The organism is Endozoicomonas sp. Mp262 (genome assembly GCF_025643335.1).
Taxonomy (GTDB): Bacteria; Pseudomonadota; Gammaproteobacteria; order Pseudomonadales; family Endozoicomonadaceae; genus Endonucleibacter.
Window position 1 is genome coordinate 1,206,876 of sequence record NZ_CP092489.1, and the last position, 18,886, is coordinate 1,225,761.

The following is an 18,886-nucleotide window of genomic DNA, read 5'->3' on the forward strand; positions in this document are numbered from 1 at the left end:
TTTAAGCCGGTTATATACCGGCTTTTTAGTATTTCTAATAGAAATAAAGGCTGATCAATGTCTTCTGAATACAAAGACCTTGTTAGACAAGAACTGGAAGAAGCTGTCATTGTTCTTAATCGCTTCCTTGATGACGAGAAAAACCTTGAGGCCATTGATGGCGCTGCCAGGCTTATAGCTGAATCCTTCAAGCAAGGTGGCAAGGTTATTTCCTGTGGTAATGGCGGGTCCCACTGTGACGCCATGCATTTTGCAGAAGAGCTCACCGGGCGCTACCGTGATAACCGTCCGGCTTATCCGGCAATTGCAATTTCTGATCCCAGTCATCTTTCCTGTGTATCCAATGATTTTGGCTATGACTACGTTTTTTCCCGCTACATTGAGGGGCTTGGCCAGCCTGGTGATGTATTGTTGGGAATCAGTACCAGTGGTAATTCCGGGAATATTATTAAGGCGGTTGAGCTTGCCAAAGAAAAAGGGATGAAGGTGGTTCTGCTGTCAGGTAAAGATGGCGGAAAAATGGCAGGTATGGCGGATATCGAAATCCGGGTTCCCCATTTTGGTTATGCGGATAGAATCCAGGAGGTTCATATAAAAGCGATTCATATCATGATTCAGTTGATTGAAAAGCATATGGAAAAAAACTGAGCTTACGCTCAGTTTTTTTTGCTGGCCAATGTTGTAGCAATCCACTCCCTGGCTTCATTGGTCAATTTGGCAGGTCCTTTTCCCTCCGTTTTAATGAGCTTTCCTATATGCACCTCAATGACCCCGGGTTTTTTGATCCAGGTCTTGTTTGGCCAGTGATCTCCGGCATTATGGGCTATAGGCAATATATCCACTTCAGAGGTGGAGGCCAGGCTGGCACCGCCCCTGGAAAAATTACCCAGCTGACCGCTGGGATTACGGGTACCTTCCGGAAAGATTAAAACGGATATCTTCCGGGCAAGAGATTCTTTACCTTGTTTCCTGACCCGCTGCATGGCTCCCCGGGGATCCTTCCGGTCAATGGCTATGGGTTTTGTTGTTCGAAGTGCCCAGCCAAAAAAAGGAATGGATAGCAGCTCTTTTTTTAACACCTGGGTTTGAGGCGAAATAAGGGTTTGCAGAAAAAAGGTTTCCCAGGTGCTTTGGTGGTTGCTGATAATGACACAGGCCTCTGCCGGAATATTTTCCTCACCATACACTTTCCATCTAACACCACAAATCAACCGGCACAGCACAACAGCAACCTTGCTCCAGGTGTTTACCAGGATGCGATGCCGGAACCGGAAGGGGATAAGCCAAATGATCAACAGCATTAATATTGGATAAGTGACAGTCCATACTGCCAGGGACAGATAAAAAATAACCGTTCTGATAATATTAAGAACCGATGACATTAATCACCTGCTGACAACAACTGATCACAAAAATCTGAAAGGTCTTCTAACACCAATGTGTCTTGCAACCCTTCTCCTCTGGAAAGGGTTTTTAAACCATTTCCTGTTTTCACCAAGGCGGTTTTACATCCTGCTGCCTTGCCTGCCTGAATATCCTTCAGAGAATCCCCTACCATCCAGGTTTCTGATGCAGGTTTATCCAATACTTTTAAGATTGATAAAATCATGCCAGGCTCAGGCTTACGGCAAGAACAATTTATCTCGGGGTGATGAGGGCAATATTTAATAACTGCTATTTTCCCTCCAGCCACCTCAACCAGCCCAATAAGCTTTTCATGCATGGCCTGTAATTCATTCTCGGTAAAATAACCCCGGGCTAATCCTGACTGGTTTGTGGCTATAGCAATGGCATAACCGGCCTGAGAGAGTTTGGCTATGGCTTTAATACTCCCTGGGATCGGTATCCACTCCTCAGCTGATCTTATGTAGTTCGCCGAGTCTTTATTAACAACTCCGTCCCGGTCGAGAATAATTAATTTATTCATGCTCATGAATGTTGCCGAGTATCATCGGCATTACCTCCAGCTATTGTCTCTCTGATAATAAACAGGGTTCAAGGAAAAACCTTGAACCCTGTAAGCTAATCAGTCTTATGATTTTTGTAACAGAGAGATATCTGCCACGTGGAGGAACAGGTTGCGAAGCTGTTTCAGTAAGGCATAGCGATTCAGGCGCACTTGCTGATCTTCTGCATTCACCAGTACTTTATCAAAGAAACTGTCTACAGGCTCTTTCAGGGTAGCCAGGCTTTCCATAACCTGAGCGTAGTGGCGCTGTTCCAGCAGGGAGGAAATAGCCTCTTGCTTAACAGTCAGGGCTTTAGCCAGTGCTTGCTCCTCGGCTTCAGCCAGCAGCGCTTCATCAATCCTATCAGGTATAACAATATCACCGGCTTTGGCCAGAATATTTGAAACCCGCTTATTGGCGGAGGCCAGGGCATTAGCCTCAGTCATTTCATAAAAACCGGTTATGGCTTTGATGCGCTGGTCAAAGTCCAGAGGACGGGTGGGACGCAGGGCTTTAACGGAGTTAATGATTTCCGTGGCTACGCCCTCTTCCTGATAGGCCGCATCAAATCGCTCCAGCATATAGTCCACAGCGGTTGTTTGTAGCCGTGCTGCTTCAGGTAACTCAACGCCTGTTTCCAGATAGCCCGCTGCTGCCTGGCGGATCAGTTCATCCAGATCCAGATTCAGCTTTTTCTCTACGATAATACGCAGTACGCCGATACTGGCTCTACGCAAGGCAAAGGGGTCTTTACTACCGGTGGGTAACTGACCAATACCGAAAATACCTGCGATGGTATCGATCTTATCAGCGATAGCCACAGCACAGCCTGTCAGGGTTTCTGGCAAGTTATCCCCCGCATAGCGAGGCATATACTGCTCATTCAGAGCCTTGCTAACCTCTTCAGCCTCTCCGTCATGGGCGGCATAGTATTGTCCCATAATGCCCTGGAGTTCAGGGAATTCCAGTACCATGTCAGACACCAGGTCAGATTTGCACAATAGTCCTGCACGGGAGGCCAGCTCCGGTTTACCTTGCTCTTGAGAGGCAATCCATGCAGCCAGTTTGGCAATGCGTTCTGTTTTATTGAACAGGGAACCCAGTTGCGCCTGGAATACGATGGCCTGGAGTTTTTCACGGCGGGCTTCAAGGGTGGTCTTCTTGTCGGTTTCAAAGAAGAACTTGGCATCTGCCAGACGAGGGCGGATAACCTTTTCGTTACCAGAAATAACTTGTTGTGGATCCCGGCTCTCAATATTGGAGACGGTGATAAAGAAAGGCTTTAAGGCGCCTTTTTCATCCACCACATGGAAATATTTCTGATGCTCCTTCATGGAAGAGATCAGGGACTCGGCAGGCACTGACAGGAACTCATCATCAAAGCGGCCTGCCAAGGCTACAGGCCATTCTACCAGAGCTGTGACTTCATCAAGCAGGTCTTCATCGATAACCGCCTGACCACCTAACTGACTGGCCGTGGTTTCTACCTGTTGTTTAATGGTTTCACGACGGGCCATAAAGTCTGGCTGAACCCGGCCCTCTTCTTCCAGTACTTTCTGGTAGTCAACAGGCTGGCCAATGACAAGAGGTTGATTGGCATGGAAGCGATGACCCCTGGACTCACTGCCCGCTTTCAGGCCGAGGATTTCACAATCCACCACTTCATCACCAAACAGCATAACCAGCCAATGAACAGGGCGTACAAACTCTTCCCTGAGAGCTCCCCAGCGCATGCGCTTGGGAATCGGCAGGTTAGCCAGGGACTGGGAGATAATTTCTGGCAGTAAAGAGGTGGTCTTGACGCCTTGCTTCACGGAACGATAAACCAGCCAGGCTCCCTTGGGGGTATCAAGGGTTTCCAGCTGCTCAACACTGACACCGTTGGATCGGGCAAAACCTTCTGCGGCTTTGGTGGGGTTGCCGGCAGCATCAAACGCCGCCTGCACCGCCGGGCCACGACGCTCAAGCTTTTGGTCTGGCTGAGCCACTTCCAGCCCTTTAATCAGCAATGCCAGACGACGTGGGGCTGCAAAGGAATGATACTCGCCGTAAGAGAGTTGAGCACTGTCCAGGCCAGTAATAATTCCCTGGGTAAAGGCATGGGAGAGTTTCTTCAGCGCCTTGGGAGGCAGCTCTTCTGTTCCCAGCTCAACGAGAAAGTCCTGCGTGCTCATTATTTTTCCTCCTTTGCCAGCTGATCCAGTACAAATTTCCGGTTGGCTTCATCAGCCAGAGGGAAGCCCAGCTTATGTCGTGCATCAAAATAGGCTTTTGCCACAGCACGGGCCAGGGTTCTTACTTTCAGGATATAGCGCTGTCTTTCTGTAACAGAGATGGCGTGGCGGGCATCCAGGAGGTTAAAGGTATGAGACGCTTTCAGCACGAACTCATAGGCAGGCAGAGGCAGGTTCAGTTCCACCAGACGGTGAGCTTCACTTTCGAAGAAAGAGAACTGATGGAATAGCTCTTTTGTATCTGCATGCTCAAAATTGAATGTGGACATTTCCACTTCGTTCTGATGGTAGACATCGCCGTAGGTTACTTTACCCTGGGGACCCTCTGTCCAGATCAGGTCGTAGACGTTATCCACACCCTGGATATACATGGCCAGGCGTTCGAGACCATAAGTGATTTCACCGGTAACGGGGAAGCACTCCAGCCCACCCACCTGCTGGAAGTAAGTGAACTGGGAGACTTCCATACCATTCATCCAGACTTCCCAGCCAAGGCCCCAGGCACCCAGTGTGGGAGATTCCCAGTTATCCTCAACGAAACGAAGATCGTGAACCAGGGGATCTACACCCAGTTCTTTCAAGGACTCCAGATACAGCTCCTGAATATTGTCAGGAGAAGGCTTCATGACAACCTGGAATTGATAATAATGTTGAAGGCGGTTTGGGTTTTCACCATAGCGCCCGTCTGTAGGTCTTCTGCTGGGCTGGACATAGGCGGAGTTCCAGTTTTCAGGACCTATGGCACGAAGGAAGGTGGCTGGGTGGAATGTACCCGCGCCTACTTCCATATCCAGAGGCTGCATGATAACGCAACCCTGGCGGGCCCAAAATTGTTGCAGGGCGAAAATCAGCCCCTGAAATGTATTAATGTCTGGCGTACTTTGGGAAGTCACTGCTCTACCTCATGGAGGCTTGGAATAGGTGTCACTTAAAGTGTTTTGATACCGGGTAAGGTAATCGAAACTGTAGGAGTTGCAGTTTTTCAAACAATAATGAGCAAAGACAAGAAAATAAAACATTTTGCAGCTGTTTTGCTCATTTTGTTATGTGAAAGTTGTGTTTTCACAGCAAACAAGGCGGATTATACCGATTTGCACCGGAGAGTATAAGGTTGTGGATAAAATGTGGAATAGTGTGGATAGAATCGTTTTAACCTGGTACTTGCTGTTTATTCTGACGTTAAAGGGGGAGGTGAATTAGTTTGGTGGCGCGAATCTTTAATGCTTATATTAAGTAGGCATCAACAACTGGAAAAGGGGAATAGAAGTCATCTCCTACTCCCATGATTGAGTCTTTTTCAATAGCGCCAGAATGTCGGGGTAAACAAAATGATCAAAGTAAAAATTTCAAGCCGCCCCAGAAGCATTGCAAAACAGAGAATCCATTTTGCTGTATCCGGCAATGACTGATAATTACTGGTGGCGTCACCCAGTGCCGGGCCCAGGTTATTCATACAGGATGCTACTGTTGAAAATGCAGTTTCCAGATCCAGTCCTGTGGCCATTAATCCCAGAAACATCACAATAAACAGCACCACATAGGCGGAGAAAAATCCCCAGACCGCCTCACCGATTCTATGGTTAACTGATTTTCCCCCCAGCTTAATAACAAAGATGGCATTGGGGTGAACCAGTCGGCGTAACTCTCGCATTCCCTGTTTGAAAATCAGCAGAATCCGGATCACTTTCATGCCTCCGGCTGTTGAGCCGGAACAACCGCCAGCGAAACTGGTTAGAAATAACAGAAATGGCAGAAATGTTGGCCAGGTGGAAAAACCGGTTGATGCAAAACCTGTGGTTGTTGCCACTGAAACCACTTCAAAGACGCCATGTTTGATGGCATCCGGAAGGTCATAAATGGCAGAGAAGTAGAGTACAGGCACGGTAATAGCAGTAACCATGCCGAGGATAAGCAGGTATCCCTTAAACTCCGGATCCTGGATATAGTACTTCAATGACCGGCCTCTCCAGGCAATAAAATGCAGAGCAAAATTAACGCCTGAGATCAACATAAAAAAGATGGCTACGGTATGAATAGCTGGCGAGGCATAATGGCCAATGCTGGCATCATGGGTAGAAAAACCACCGATTGCCACGGTACTGAAGCTATGGCTGATGGCATCAAATAGATTCATCCCTGCAAGCCAGTATCCGGCAGTGCAGGCCACTGTCAGCCCCAGATAGATATACCAAAGCACTTTTGCTGTCTCGGTAATTCTGGGTGTAAGTTTCTTGTCTTTAACGGGACCCGGGGTTTCTGTGCGATACAACTGCATGCCACCGATTCCCAGCATAGGCAGTATGGCCACAGCCAGCACAATGATCCCCATACCACCAAGCCATTGAAGTTGCTGACGGTAGAAGAGAATGGATTTTGGCAACTCATCAATGCCTGTCAGAATGGTTGCCCCTGTTGTAGTCAGGCCGGACAGGGATTCAAAAAAAGCATCGGTGATGGTCAGGGATGGAGTCTCCATCATAAGTAGTGGCAAGGCACCTACAGCGCTGAGGACAATCCACAGCAGCACGGTAACCACGAAACCGTCCCTGTTGCGCATTTGAATCCGGGTATTGCGATAGGGAAGCCTGAGCAGAATCCCCATGGAGAGCGTTATCAGAAAAGTATAAATAAAAAGGCTGACTTCTGGCTCTGAATAAATCAGCGCAACAACCATGGGTGGAATACTGGAAGTGCTGAACAGTATCAGCAAAATACCCAATACGGGAATAATAACCGGCAACTGCATGGCAACCCTGCTTTCTCTTATTTATTTAATGAATCAGATATTGATTCATGGTTATTGTTTTAAATTCCGTTTTCCTGTCAGGAATAACATTCAGGTTATTCTTTAGACTGAAAACTGATTAATGGGTTAATGTAATCATTTTGCCTATTTTTAATACTGATATACAGCATACTATGGTTCTTTCAATGTGATTGAACCGATAAAATAGCCAGAAACAGTATGTCCATTTCTGGCTTAATTAGCGAATAATTAGAACAAATAGACGATTTTTAAATTATTTTAAGGATTTTATAGCTAGAAGAAGCCAAGACCAACCTGGAATAGCTGCTCGACTTCCCGGATTCGTTTCTTATTGGTAAGAAACAGAATAATGTGATCCTCAGACTCTATCCGGGTGGTATCGTGGGCAATCATCACCTCATCATTGCGCACGACGGCACCGATAGTTGTACCCGGAGGTAGCTCAATTTCCTGAATGGTTCGCCCAACCACCCTGGAGGATTGCTCGTCACCGTGGGCAATGGCTTCCATCGCTTCGGCAGCCCCTCTACGCAGGGAGTGCACATTAACCACATCACCCTTGCGAACATGCTTCAATAGACTGCCTGTGGTAGCCAGTTGTGGGGATATGGCGATATCTATTTCTCCCCCCTGAACCAGGTCAACATACGCAGGGTTGTTGATCAATGCCATAACTTTTCGGGCGCCCAGCCGCTTGGCAAGCATGGCGGCCATAACATTGGCTTCGTCATCATTGGTGAGGGCGCAAAAAATATCGGTTTCTTCAATATTTTCCGCAATCAAAAGCTCCTTGTCTGAGGCATTGCCATTAAAGACCATAGCTTTTGTAAGGGTTTCAGAGAGGAACTGGCAGCGCTCCATACTCCGCTCAATAACCTTCACTTTATAATCATTTTCTATGGCGCTTGCCAAACGCAGTCCTATATTGCCACCGCCAGCAATAATAATACGTTTATAGTCATCACCCAGGCGCTGAAGCTCTCCCATCACAGCGCGGATATGGCGGCGGTCAGCAATAAAGAAGACTTCGTCGTCTGCCTCAATAACCGTCGTACCTTTGGGCATGATGGCTTTGCCCCTTCTGAAGATGGCTGCGACCCGGGTATCCACATTCGGCATATGCTCACGGATATAACGGAGTTCTTGTCCCACAAGAGGACCACCGTAATAGGCTTTCATGGCAACCAGCTGGGCGCGGCCATCGGCAAAGTCCAGTACCTGCAGGGCACCGGGTCGTTCCAGAAGACGCTTGATGTAATTGGTGACCACCTGCTCAGGACTGATCAATACATCAATGGGAAGCGCATCATCACAGAACAGATTCGCCTTATTCAGGTAAGCTGCCTGGCGAATGCGGGCAATTTTCGAAGGGGTGTGAAACATGGTGTAGGCAATCTGACAGGCGATCATATTCACTTCATCGCTGTTGGTGACCGCTACCAGCATATCCGCTTCATCTGCCCCGGCCTGTTTGAGAACAGAAGGGAATGAAGCCATGCCCTGGATTGTACGAATATCAATCCGGTCCTGAAGCTCCCGAAGACGATCACCGTTAGTATCCACAACGGTAATATCATTTTCTTCACTGGCCAGGTTTTCAGCCAGAGTTCCGCCTACTTGGCCGGCACCGAGAATAATTATTTTCATCGTTACTTTCGTTAAAACTGATTAGTGAGCAGACTTACTTAAAAGGCTATAGAAAAAACCATCCCCGCTACCAGGGAATATCTGTTTACCATACCGGGTGTCATATCCCCAGCTTCCTGGCAGAGGCTGAAGGCTGGCATCCTTGTGAGAAGCCAGAAAGTCCTTGATTTGCAAGTGATTTTCTTTTGGCATCACGGAGCAGGTGGCGTAGAGCAGTGAGCCACCAGGTTTAAGTAATGACCACATCTGGTGAAGGATTTCCTTCTGGAGACTGGCCAGGGCATCAATGTCAGAGGCTTTTCTCAGTAGCTTGATATCGGGATGCCTTCTGATAACACCGGTAGCAGAACAGGGCGCATCTAAAAGAATATGGTCGTATTCCTTGCCGTCCCACCATGCTTCCGGTTGGGTTGCGTCGCCATGAATGACAGTGGCAACCTGGTTTAGCCGTTCCAGATTTTCACGTACACGAACCAGCCGGTGCTCATCGGAATCCAGGGCATGCAGCTCTGTGTTTTCATAAAGCTCAAGGATATGACAGGCCTTTCCTCCGGGAGCACAACAGGCATCCAGGATGCGCTGCCCCGCTTTGGCAGGCAGCAGGTTAGCGGCAAGTTGGGCAGATTCATCCTGGACACTGACAGAGCCATCCTGAAACAAGGGTAGCTGGTTTACCGCGGTGGGTTTGCTCAAGATTAGGCCTTGTGGCGCCAGGAGAGATGGAGCCGCAGGAATACAGTGATCAATGAGTTTTTTCAGGTATCTGTCACGGCTGATTTTGCTGTTGTTGGCCCGGAGTGTCATGGGGGGCTGTTGATTATTGGCGTCAATAATCACTTGCCAGTGCTCCGGCCATGCCTTTTTAAGTTCCTGCACTAACCAGGCAGGGTGGGCGGTGGCACAGTGTTGATCTGTTTCTTCCAGTTTTTGAAGGGTATCAAATTGGCGCTGGGCATTTCGTAGCAAGCCATTAACCAGTCCTCTTGCCCAGGCTTTGCCCAGGCTGCGGGTGACCTGTACCGTTTCGCCAATGGCTGCGTGGGGGGGGATACGGGTATAGAACAGCTGGTATAAGCCCACAAGGATAAGACTATGAAGCTCTTTCTCTTTCGCCTTTAATGGCCGTTCCATTAAATGATTAAGCCAGGCCTCAAGCCTGAAATAATAGCGCAAGGTTCCGTAACTTAACTCGGCCAGCAAGGCCTGATCCCTGGCGGAGAGCGTTTCCTGCTGGGCGGGCAAACACTTACTTAAAGAGTCGCCGCTGGCTACTTTTGCTACGACTTTGGCGGCAGCAAGTCTAACGGATGATTGTTTGGCCATAGTTGCGATCAAAGGCTCGTATTAACTAAATTGTTTACCAGTAGAGAACAGCTCTTTTTTACTGTTGAGCAGGTCTTGCACAGACATGGCCCGACTACCGGGAAGTTGCACATTAGTCACTCTTAATACGCCTTCTCCACAGGTAATATCAAGGCCTTTTTTGTTGGCGTCGATCAAAGTGCCCGGTTTTTCATTAGTGTTGGAGGCAATGGCCGCTGCCTCTCTGATTCGAATAATCTGGCCATCAAACTCAGCTGTGGCAACAGGCCAGGGGTTGAAGGCCCTGATGTGGCGTTCAAGCGCCATGGATGATTTTTCCCAATCCAGCCTGGCTTCTTCTTTGTTTAGTTTATGAGCATAGCAGGCTTGGTCATCATCCTGTTTTTCTGGTTGGATGGTGTGAGTTGCCAATGCATCCAACGCTTTTATCAGGGCCGGTTGTCCTACTTCAATCAAGCGGTCATGGAGGTCAGCAGAGGTATCTGTAGCCATAATCGGGCAATGGGCTTTAAGCAACATATCACCGGTATCCAGCCCGGCATCCATTTGCATAATGGTGACTCCGGACTGAGTGTCTCCTGCCTGAATGGCACGTTGAATAGGAGCTGCCCCTCGCCAGCGGGGAAGAATGGAGCCGTGGACATTAATGCAGCCCAGTCTTGGCGTATCAAGAACCATCTGGGGAAGAATCAGGCCATAGGCAACCACAACCATAATATCGGCATCCAGTGCTGCCAGTTCTTTTTGGGCTTCTTCTGTTTTGAGGGAGCGGGGCTGAAAAACAGGTATATTGTTTTCCTGGGCCAGGGCCTTTACCGGGCTTGGCTTTAGTTTTTGCCCTCTACCGGCAGGTCTGTCAGGCTGGGTATAAGCAGCAATAACCTCATGTTTGCTGTCCAGAATGGCTTGCAGGTGCTCTCTGGCAAACTCGGGTGTTCCTGCGAAAATAACTCGAAGGTTTGTCATTGGATATTTAGTGTGTCCGGGTTGTGCTAGCCATACTACAAAATAGTGGCCAGGCTAGGGGCTGTTGACGTTTGCTCGTGTGCTCAGCCAAAACCAGCGGTTTCGTGGCTAGACGCAGTAGCGCAGGAAGACTCACGTCTTTCAAGCTACTGCAACGACGGCACGGAATCGCTGGTTTTGGCCCTTCGGGTGGCTCGTAAAGCGGCTTTCCGACTGCGTTGGACTGGCTTGACGTAGAATAACTATGCCTGCACCAGTCCGCCCGGTGTGCCCCATTGGGTATTGCGGAAAACCGCTTTACGAGCCACTGAGCTCACGATCAAACGTCAACAGCCCCTAGGAGCCTGTTCTCGGACAGTCTCCTATCTAAATGGTGGAAATCCTTCGCAGGAGGCGCCGGGAAAAATGACCCTGCGACTTACCGACGAAAATGAATTCAGTGAAATTGGTGGGGGATAATATGAAAAGTCGCCAGGAGTGTAAAACACTCCAGACCTTTATTTGGTAAATTATGGTCATTTTTATTGGAGCAAACCTGCTTCTGAAAAATAGTGAATAACCCATATTAATTACCAAACTATCTGTAATTGGTTGAAAAATAAAATACCAGCAATTATGGCAGCAACAGTGGTTAACCTGAAACACCATCCTGTAGAGGGGGATTTGTTAAGCCTATCAGCAGGAAAAGTATCGTTATGGTTAAACATGGTAACCGCTGTCATTGTAAAAACATAAGTAGCCTGAAGCTTTAGTCTGGCAATTTTTTCTTCAGGGTTTATACAGCTATTCCCGTGACATCAATTAAATCACTGCAACAGCAAGGCTTACAGTAAATTCCAAATGGAGTGATTTCGCACAAAATAACGTCTACTTTTGATAGGGATACTTTATCAATGGCTGTCTCTCATGGCTTATCCATTCCAAAAAAGTCGTAAGCATCTTTGTGCAAACAGTTTAATTACTACGATTTCTGAAAGTTATGAGCAAATTCCAGATGTCCGACCAAACAAGGATTCCAGAAAAATAACAATACATGATGCCTCCATGTCCGCTTTTGCCATGATGCATCTCAAGTACCCATCGCTCCTCTCGTTTGAGCGTGATAAAACAGAGCAAGAAGTAAGGCATAACCTTGAGCACCTGTATCAGATAAAAAAACGTGCTCCCTGTGATACCAGTATGCGGGAAATCCTGGATCCAATAGATCCCGTAGAGTTCAAAAAGCCTTTTAAGACATTGCTGTCTAACGTCCAAAGGGGCGGATTACTGAAGGCATTCGAATTTCACTGCGGGAACTTGAAAAATCACTACTTGCTCCCGATCGATGGAACTGGGCTATTTTACTCCTGCAATAATAAAAAACCTTGTCAGGAGTGCTGTACTAAAAATAAGGGAAAGGCCAACGAAGCTCACTACCACCAGTTAATGGCAGCATGCATTGCTCACCCGGATCAAAAAACAGTCTTGCCATTGGCACCGGAAGCCATAGTTTGCCAGGACGGTTCGACCAAAAATGACTGTGAAAAAAATGCCATTAAACGGTTGTTTGCCACCATACGAGAGCATCACCCACGTCTAAAGTTCGTTATTCTTCTGGACAGTCTTTATGCTGACAACCCCACTGTCCAACTGATTAAGAGTTATGGCTGGCATTACATCATTGTCGCGAAAGATGGCAACCATGCCTCGCTGGTTGAAGCGATGGATGAGCTGGATAAAGAAGGAAAAGTTCACCGTGCTGAAAAAGTTAATGAAGAGACTGGAATTAAGTGGTGGTTTCGCTATGCCAATGACGTCAGGCTGAACAAGGCAAAATATGCAGAACAGGTTAATGTGCTTGATTTTGTCGAAACCGATAAAAAAGGTAAACAGCATATCTGGTGCTGGGTGACTGATATTCCGCTTAACGAAGAAACCATAGAACCCGTCATGAAAGGAGGGCGCTGCCGATGGCATATTGAGAACCAGACGTTTAACACCCTGAAAAATCAAGGCTACGATCTCGAACATAACTACGGTCACGGTGAGAAGCACTTAGCCACAAATCTGGCCTATCTGACGATGCTTGCTTTTCTCGTAGATCAAATACAGGAACTGTGCTGTCCCCAGTTTCAGGAAGCTTTAAGAACCCGCTCAAAAGGAGTCCGTATAGCATTATGGAAATGGATACAGGGCTATTTTTTGCATTGGCTGATAAAAACGTGGGAGGGGCTTTTTTACACAGTAACTCATGGTATTGAAGAGAAAAGGGTGATTCCATTCGATACATCATAACCGGCCATATCGTAGCTACGTTCAGGGGTGACATTTTTTCTTTAAAGCTCCGCTTTGTTAATTGGCGGCTCAGTTTTGATCGGCTTCATTATTTTTGCTGCCTTATTGTCAATACCAACGATCATCGACGTTCATCATGCGGGAATAGCTGGGGTTTATATCTTCTTTTTTTGGTAAAACTTGTAAAAGTGTTGTTTTAAGTGCTTTTTTTCGACATTCTTCGGATATGGGATATTCTCCATATCGACCAGCATAATATGATAGCAATGCGATAAAACTGTCAGAATCTTCCTCTATTAGAGATACAAAATACTCTAATAAAGAACTCTCCAATGCTGGATCTTTTTTACTTCTTTGTGGTTCCAGGATTTGTAAGTAGTCTGGCAAGTCAGATACATCCTCTACTTTTTGAACCAATAAAAGCTGATTCATAATATTGTTTATCAGATCTATATTTTCAAAATTTTTTGGGTTGCTATCAAAGAATAAATAACAGAAGTCTCCAGGTGTTAGATTTTCACCTCTACTGAATTTAGTGGTAATTAGATCTTGTTGATCTTTAGTTTCTTCAGGTGTTTTATTTTTTGTAATGAATTCAAATGTTTTTTGGAGTAACTCACCCATCGTCGTTTGGTTTGAGTAAGAATTGGTAGAGATAACAATTAACAAAAATAAAAAATATGTTTGATAAAGTTGAAAAAATCTCATGTACACAACCTTTATGTAAAAATAGAACGAGTCAAAAGCTGCCGTTAAGAAAGCTTGTTTTTTTATACTCTTTAATTTGGGTGCATAATGAGTTTAGTTTAAATATGACTGGTTTCAGAAGGTTAGAGAAGCTGGAGCCATTTTTTTATGGCTCCGGAGGGGGAAAGAGTCTTTATTATCAGGCTTTCAGCCGCTTATTTTTTTCAAGTTTCTTTTTGATACGATCCTGCTTCAGACGAGACAGGTAGTCGATAAACAGCTTGCCTTCCAGGTGATCGAGTTCATGCTGTACACAGACTGAAGCCAGGCCATCAAGTTCCGTGGTGTACTCCTGGCCTTCTTTATCCAGTGCGGTCAAGCGGATTTTTTCAAACCGACCCAGGGTCTCATAAAACCCTGGTACTGACAGGCAACCTTCCTGAAGCTCTGACTTTTCTTCGTTGACAGCTTCATAGCTGGGGTTAATGAGCACGATGGGGGCGTCGCCATTTTCTGACATATCCATCACAACAATCCGCTGGTGGATATCTACCTGGGTGGCGGCCAGACCAACGCCTTTAGCGTGGTACATGGTTTCCAGCATGTCATCAACAATTTTACGGATATCATCGTCTACCACTGTAACGGGCTTGGCAACAGTGCGTAGTCTTGGGTCGGGGTATTCCAGAACGTCCAGGATAGCCATCAGTAATATATAACTCTCAAGTTAAGGTAAGCGTTTTTTCCTTCATTGTAAGGAGCATCTATAGAATGAACAATTGGGTAAATAGCCTTAGCCCGGAAATTTTCTTTCAGGGTCGGCACCTCTTTTATTCAGAAACCCTGTCAGTGGTCGAGAGAGTAGTATAGTACATTGTTGATAGCGATCAGAGGGAGGCACAGGATGAGAGTAGGGTTTCTGGCCTTGATTTTATCTTGTCTTCCGGTTTCTGGCTGGACTGTGCAAACAACGGCTATCAAGGCAGATTCCCCGAAAAGTTATACAGTTAAGGAAGGTGATACCTTGTGGGGGGTTGCCGAACGCTTCCTCGAAAGTCCCTGGCGTTGGCCTGAACTCTGGCATGCAAACCCTCAGACAAATAATCCACACCTGATTTTCCCCGGGGATGTTGTCAGTCTGGTAGAGGTTGATGGTCAGCCCAGACTGGCGGTTTCTGAAAGAGGGGATACAGGGCGGACAGTAAAGCTCAGTCCTAAAATCAGGACAACACCTATTGATAAAGCCATTCCTGCAATTCCGTTACGGAAGATTAATACTTTCATGCTAGAGAGTCGTATTTTTTCGTCTAAGGAAGAGCTTGTCAGGGCACCCTATATCTTTGCATCCCAAAATAACAGGGTTGCGTCCAGCCCTGGTGATACGGTTTTTGCTCGTGGGCGATTCCCGGATTACGGCGGGAAATATGAGTTATTGCGCAGAGGTAAAAGTATTAAAGATCCCGCCACTGGTCAGACGCTTGGAGTCATAGGTTACAAAGTGGGGGAGGCTAGTCTGTCACGACTTGGAGAGGGTGTCGGTACTCTGAAGGTCATTAGTGCAAAAAGACCGGTGAAGCCAGGGGACAGGGTTATATCTGGGGACTCTTTTGCACCTGCCACGATGTTTTATCCCAAGGCACCGGTAGAGGCAGTCCATGGCAAAGTGGTGAGTATTTTAAATGGTGACAGTAAAGCCGGAAAGCACGATACGATTATTATCAGTATTGGTAACCAGGAAAGTCTAAGGCCGGGGGATGTTCTGGCCATCCAGTCCAATAGGAAAATTCGGGATCGATTTTCCAAACAAAAGGTTCGACTTCCCCCCCAGGATATAGGCATGGCTATGATCTATCGATCTTTTGATAAATTAAGCTATGGTATTGTTATGTCGGCCAGCCAAGAAATAGAAATTGGCGATTTTCTGAACAACCCATAATGCATAGTGACGATGACTTCCTGGCAGCAACTTGAACCCTGGTTAAGACTATCGTGTATTCAGAGCATTGGGCCGGTGAGGGTGCAAAGGCTTTTGCAGCACTTTAAGTCACCTCAACAGGTTTTATCTGCGTCACTGGCAGAATTAAAGGCTGGGATCCCTGAGGCGTGTGCCAGGGCCATTGTTGAGCAAAAGAACTCAGGTGATATCGCTAAAAAGCTGGATAAAGCCAGGGGTTGGATGGATGCCAGTGAAGCCCACCATATTCTCTGTGTTGAGTCTGATGCTTATCCCGTTCAGTTGAAAGAGCTGCCGGATCCCCCTTCCATACTCTACGTGGTTGGTAATCCTGTATTACTGTCTGAGCCCCAGCTGGCCATTGTTGGTAGTAGAAGACCAACCCCCCAGGGTAGACGGGTTGCTGCGGAGATTGCCGGGGTGCTGGCTCGCAGTGGTTTTGTTATCACCAGTGGCATGGCTATGGGGATTGATGGCGCTGCTCACCAGGGAACCCTTGCAGGTTATGGAAATACTGTGGCGGTGTTAGGCACGGGGGTGGATCAAGTCTATCCACGATCCCATCTTTCGCTCTATTCAGAAATTATCGAGCAGGGAGGGGCTATTGTCAGTGAATTGCCATTAGGCACTTCGCCAAATCCTGCCAACTTTCCCCGAAGGAATCGAGTGATATCAGGCCTGTCTCTGGGTGTACTGGTGGTGGAAGCGGCCATTGAAAGCGGTTCATTAATTTCAGCAAGACTTGCCGCAGAACAGGGGCGGGAAGTGTTTGCCATACCGGGTTCCGTTATGAACCCGCTTAGCAAGGGGTGCCATAAATTAATCCGTGAAGGCGCTGTATTGGTGGAAAGCGCTGAAGATATTTTGTTAGAGCTTAAGCCGGAAATTCAACATTTGCTGCTGGAGTCTGAGGGTTGTGCTGTATCTATCACAAAGTGTACCGATCCGGCACATAAGAAAATTCTCGAAGCGATGGGATTCGATGTTATCTCTCCCGACCTTATTAGCTCTTTGTGCAGTATCCCCTATGATGAATTATCAGTGATACTGACAGATATGGAGCTAAGTGGTTTTATTCAATCTGTGCCAGGTGGCTTTCTCAGATCCTGTTGAGATCTGATGGCATTAAGAAATATCGTTATCTTCCCTTCTCCCTGCTAAACTAGCGGCCTTAACACTGTCCTGAGGGAGGAGCTAAGGTGTCCAAGCCATTTATCGCGATTCTGATGGGGTCTGATTCTGATCTGCCAAAAGTCCAGTCAGCCGTGGATGTACTGAAAAAGCTGGATGTTCCTGTAGAGGTTAAGGTTCATTCAGCACACCGTACCCCGGATGCTACCCACTCCTATGTCCACGATGCCGATGAAAGAGGGGCTGCTGCGTTTATTTGCTGTGCCGGTATGGCTGCGCATCTGGCGGGTGTGGTTGCATCCCTCACCGTTAAGCCTGTGATTGGTGTTCCCATTGATGCAGGCCCACTAGACGGTATGGATGCCCTGTTGTCTACAGTGCAAATGCCAGGAGGCATTCCTGTGGCAACAGTGGCAATTGGTAAAGCGGGGGCAAAGAATGCGGGTTATCTTGCCGCCCAAATTATTGCCTTACACGACAAAGAGTTGTCTGATCGGCTCAAAATGGAACGCAAAGCTAATGCTGAAGCAATTCTTGCCAAAGATGCCGCTTTGCAGAATCAGTTAAAATAATACAGCCCGGTTTATCAGTAGGGGGGAATAGAGAACAGCCTGTCACACTATTCCCCATTAACTACTTCTCTGGAATCGTCAATCCATAATAAACAAGAATCGGGCTAAGTCCGACAGCTCTGTAGGGGACAATTCTGAGGTAAACGTTGATCTATGAGGGAGAATGAGCTGCTTTCAATCAGTATTCTGCAAGTCCTTTACCTCAAGCAGTTTACTTTTTGTGCAGCATACTCATTCTCTGGAAAAACAGCTTAAAGCTTCTTTTAACTGGCATCAATCCCGTATTAACCTTATGGCTCTCGCCATCTTTGGCCTTATACAGGTTGGCACGGTCAGTTTGTCCCGTATAGCTCAAACGATGGGGCACCACACTGAAATAGACTCCAGACGTAAGCGCCTCAAACGTTTCCTGATGTGGAAAGGCTTCGAGCTGGATTGTGTGGCACGAATGGTTGTTGACTGGATGGTGCCTGAAGGCAACTGGATTGTGTGCCTGGATCGCTCCAACTGGCAGTTTGGAAAGTTCAAAATCAATATCATGATGGTGGCAATTGCTTATAAAGGCACTGCCATTCCTATTGTCTGGACGCTCCTTCCCAAAAAGGGCATGTCCAGCATGGAGGAACGAATCACGCTGCTGAAGCGTTTTATCAACTTACTGGGTACAGAGCGTATACAGTATTTAACCGCAGACCGTGAGTTTCGGGGTGAAAAATGGTTAAAGTGGCTGATAGCGCAGAAAATTCCTTTCCGTATCCGCATTCCAAACGACACCCGCACAATGAACCGCCATCGAACGGAAAAATTGAAAGCGTATCGATTTTTCAGTCTGAAAGTGGGAGAAAGCATGCATCTGAATCATGCACGGGAACTCTGGGGTGTTCGTGTATTTCTTTCCTGTTATCGCTCAGAGCAGGAACGCGTCATCATTATCAGCAATGAAGCAGGTCAGGAGGCGCTGGGTGACTACATGAGGCGATGGGAAATTGAGACACTATTCCAAGCTTTAAAGGGTAGAGGTTTCGATCTGGAGAGTACACACCTGTCAGACAGAGAGCGTATTGAGCGCCTGCTGGGAATTGTAACCCTTGCCTATTGTTGGGCTTACTGCACAGGAGAATGGCGTGCTGAAATTAAGCCCATCAAAAGGCTAAAACATGGACGCCTTGCCAATAGTATTTTTCGATATGGACTGGAGTGGCTGGCAAGCCTTCTGTTTGACCGTACTTCATCCAGTACAGAATTAATGTTTCATATTGAGATGTTTGGCCAGCCTGTAAGGCCAGCCACTCATTGCGACAGTAAGAGTTAGGGATAATTGTCCCCTACAGAGGTCCGACAGGCTGCCAGCGTTTCTGGTAATATTGGCCGTGTAATCCAAC

The 18,886-nt window shown here is 47.1% G+C and carries 16 protein-coding genes; 6 read left to right on the forward strand and 10 right to left on the reverse strand.

Annotation, left to right across the window (positions count from 1 at the left end; genetic code table 11):
- Positions 1-57: 57 nt before the first annotated feature.
- Positions 58-648: a D-sedoheptulose 7-phosphate isomerase gene (gene lpcA, locus MJ595_RS05310; RefSeq protein ID WP_263081434.1), complete on the forward strand. Its 591-nt coding sequence runs from the start codon at positions 58-60 to the stop codon at positions 646-648.
- 8 nt (positions 649-656) lie between these two features.
- On the opposite strand, the gene MJ595_RS05315 is transcribed toward lpcA, so the two are convergent.
- The 8 genes from MJ595_RS05315 to fmt form a co-directional block, all read right to left on the reverse strand.
- Positions 657-1,382 (reverse strand): 1-acyl-sn-glycerol-3-phosphate acyltransferase, encoded by a 726-nt coding sequence (locus MJ595_RS05315; protein ID WP_263081435.1) that lies wholly within the window; start codon positions 1,380-1,382, stop codon positions 657-659.
- Positions 1,382-1,933: a D-glycero-beta-D-manno-heptose 1,7-bisphosphate 7-phosphatase gene (gmhB, locus tag MJ595_RS05320; protein WP_263081436.1), complete on the reverse strand. Its 552-nt coding sequence runs from the start codon at positions 1,931-1,933 to the stop codon at positions 1,382-1,384. Before gmhB ends, MJ595_RS05315 begins: the two co-directional genes overlap by 1 nt.
- Positions 1,934-2,032: 99 nt before the next feature.
- Positions 2,033-4,123 carry a glycine--tRNA ligase subunit beta gene (gene glyS, locus MJ595_RS05325; protein WP_263081437.1) on the reverse strand — a complete coding sequence of 697 codons (2,091 nt, stop codon included), beginning with the start codon at positions 4,121-4,123 and terminating at the stop codon, positions 2,033-2,035.
- Positions 4,123-5,076, reverse strand: a complete 954-nt coding sequence (gene glyQ, locus MJ595_RS05330; protein ID WP_263081438.1) for a glycine--tRNA ligase subunit alpha — start codon at positions 5,074-5,076, stop codon at positions 4,123-4,125. The genes glyS and glyQ overlap by 1 nt, the downstream gene beginning before the upstream one ends.
- Before the next feature lie 404 nt (positions 5,077-5,480).
- Positions 5,481-6,929, reverse strand: coding sequence for a TrkH family potassium uptake protein (locus MJ595_RS05335; RefSeq protein WP_263081439.1), 1,449 nt, complete (start codon positions 6,927-6,929; stop codon positions 5,481-5,483).
- A 294-nt stretch (positions 6,930-7,223) separates the two neighbouring features.
- Complete coding sequence (gene trkA, locus MJ595_RS05340; protein WP_263081440.1) at positions 7,224-8,597, reverse strand: Trk system potassium transporter TrkA; 1,374 nt, start codon at positions 8,595-8,597, stop codon at positions 7,224-7,226.
- 21 nt (positions 8,598-8,618) lie between these two features.
- Positions 8,619-9,920 carry a 16S rRNA (cytosine(967)-C(5))-methyltransferase RsmB gene (rsmB, locus tag MJ595_RS05345; RefSeq protein ID WP_263081441.1) on the reverse strand — a complete coding sequence of 434 codons (1,302 nt, stop codon included), beginning with the start codon at positions 9,918-9,920 and terminating at the stop codon, positions 8,619-8,621.
- Positions 9,921-9,941: 21 nt separating this feature from the next.
- Positions 9,942-10,886: a methionyl-tRNA formyltransferase gene (gene fmt / locus MJ595_RS05350; protein WP_263081442.1), complete on the reverse strand. Its 945-nt coding sequence runs from the start codon at positions 10,884-10,886 to the stop codon at positions 9,942-9,944.
- A 906-nt stretch (positions 10,887-11,792) separates the two neighbouring features.
- Between fmt and MJ595_RS05355 the strand changes: the two genes are divergently transcribed.
- The gene (locus tag MJ595_RS05355) at positions 11,793-13,160 is read left to right on the forward strand and encodes a transposase (protein ID WP_263078002.1); all 1,368 of its coding nucleotides are present in this window, start codon (positions 11,793-11,795) and stop codon (positions 13,158-13,160) included.
- Between the two features lie 108 nt (positions 13,161-13,268).
- On the opposite strand, the gene MJ595_RS05360 is transcribed toward MJ595_RS05355, so the two are convergent.
- Positions 13,269-13,868, reverse strand: a complete 600-nt coding sequence (locus MJ595_RS05360) for a hypothetical protein (protein WP_263081443.1) — start codon at positions 13,866-13,868, stop codon at positions 13,269-13,271.
- Between the two features lie 178 nt (positions 13,869-14,046).
- The gene (def, locus tag MJ595_RS05365) at positions 14,047-14,553 is read right to left on the reverse strand and encodes a peptide deformylase (protein ID WP_263081444.1); all 507 of its coding nucleotides are present in this window, start codon (positions 14,551-14,553) and stop codon (positions 14,047-14,049) included.
- A 198-nt stretch (positions 14,554-14,751) separates the two neighbouring features.
- On the opposite strand from def, the gene MJ595_RS05370 reads away from it, so the two are divergent.
- The 4 genes from MJ595_RS05370 to MJ595_RS05385 all read left to right on the forward strand — a co-directional run bounded on the left by MJ595_RS05370 (position 14,752) and on the right by MJ595_RS05385 (position 18,816).
- The gene (locus MJ595_RS05370; RefSeq protein WP_263081445.1) at positions 14,752-15,783 is read left to right on the forward strand and encodes a LysM peptidoglycan-binding domain-containing protein; all 1,032 of its coding nucleotides are present in this window, start codon (positions 14,752-14,754) and stop codon (positions 15,781-15,783) included.
- A 12-nt stretch (positions 15,784-15,795) separates the two neighbouring features.
- Positions 15,796-16,914 carry a DNA-processing protein DprA gene (dprA, locus tag MJ595_RS05375; protein WP_263081446.1) on the forward strand — a complete coding sequence of 373 codons (1,119 nt, stop codon included), beginning with the start codon at positions 15,796-15,798 and terminating at the stop codon, positions 16,912-16,914.
- A gap of 86 nt (positions 16,915-17,000) precedes the next feature.
- Positions 17,001-17,504, forward strand: coding sequence for a 5-(carboxyamino)imidazole ribonucleotide mutase (purE, locus tag MJ595_RS05380; protein WP_263081447.1), 504 nt, complete (start codon positions 17,001-17,003; stop codon positions 17,502-17,504).
- A gap of 163 nt (positions 17,505-17,667) precedes the next feature.
- The gene (locus MJ595_RS05385) at positions 17,668-18,816 is read left to right on the forward strand and encodes an IS4 family transposase (RefSeq protein ID WP_263079026.1); all 1,149 of its coding nucleotides are present in this window, start codon (positions 17,668-17,670) and stop codon (positions 18,814-18,816) included.
- The last annotated feature ends 70 nt before the right edge of the window (positions 18,817-18,886 follow it).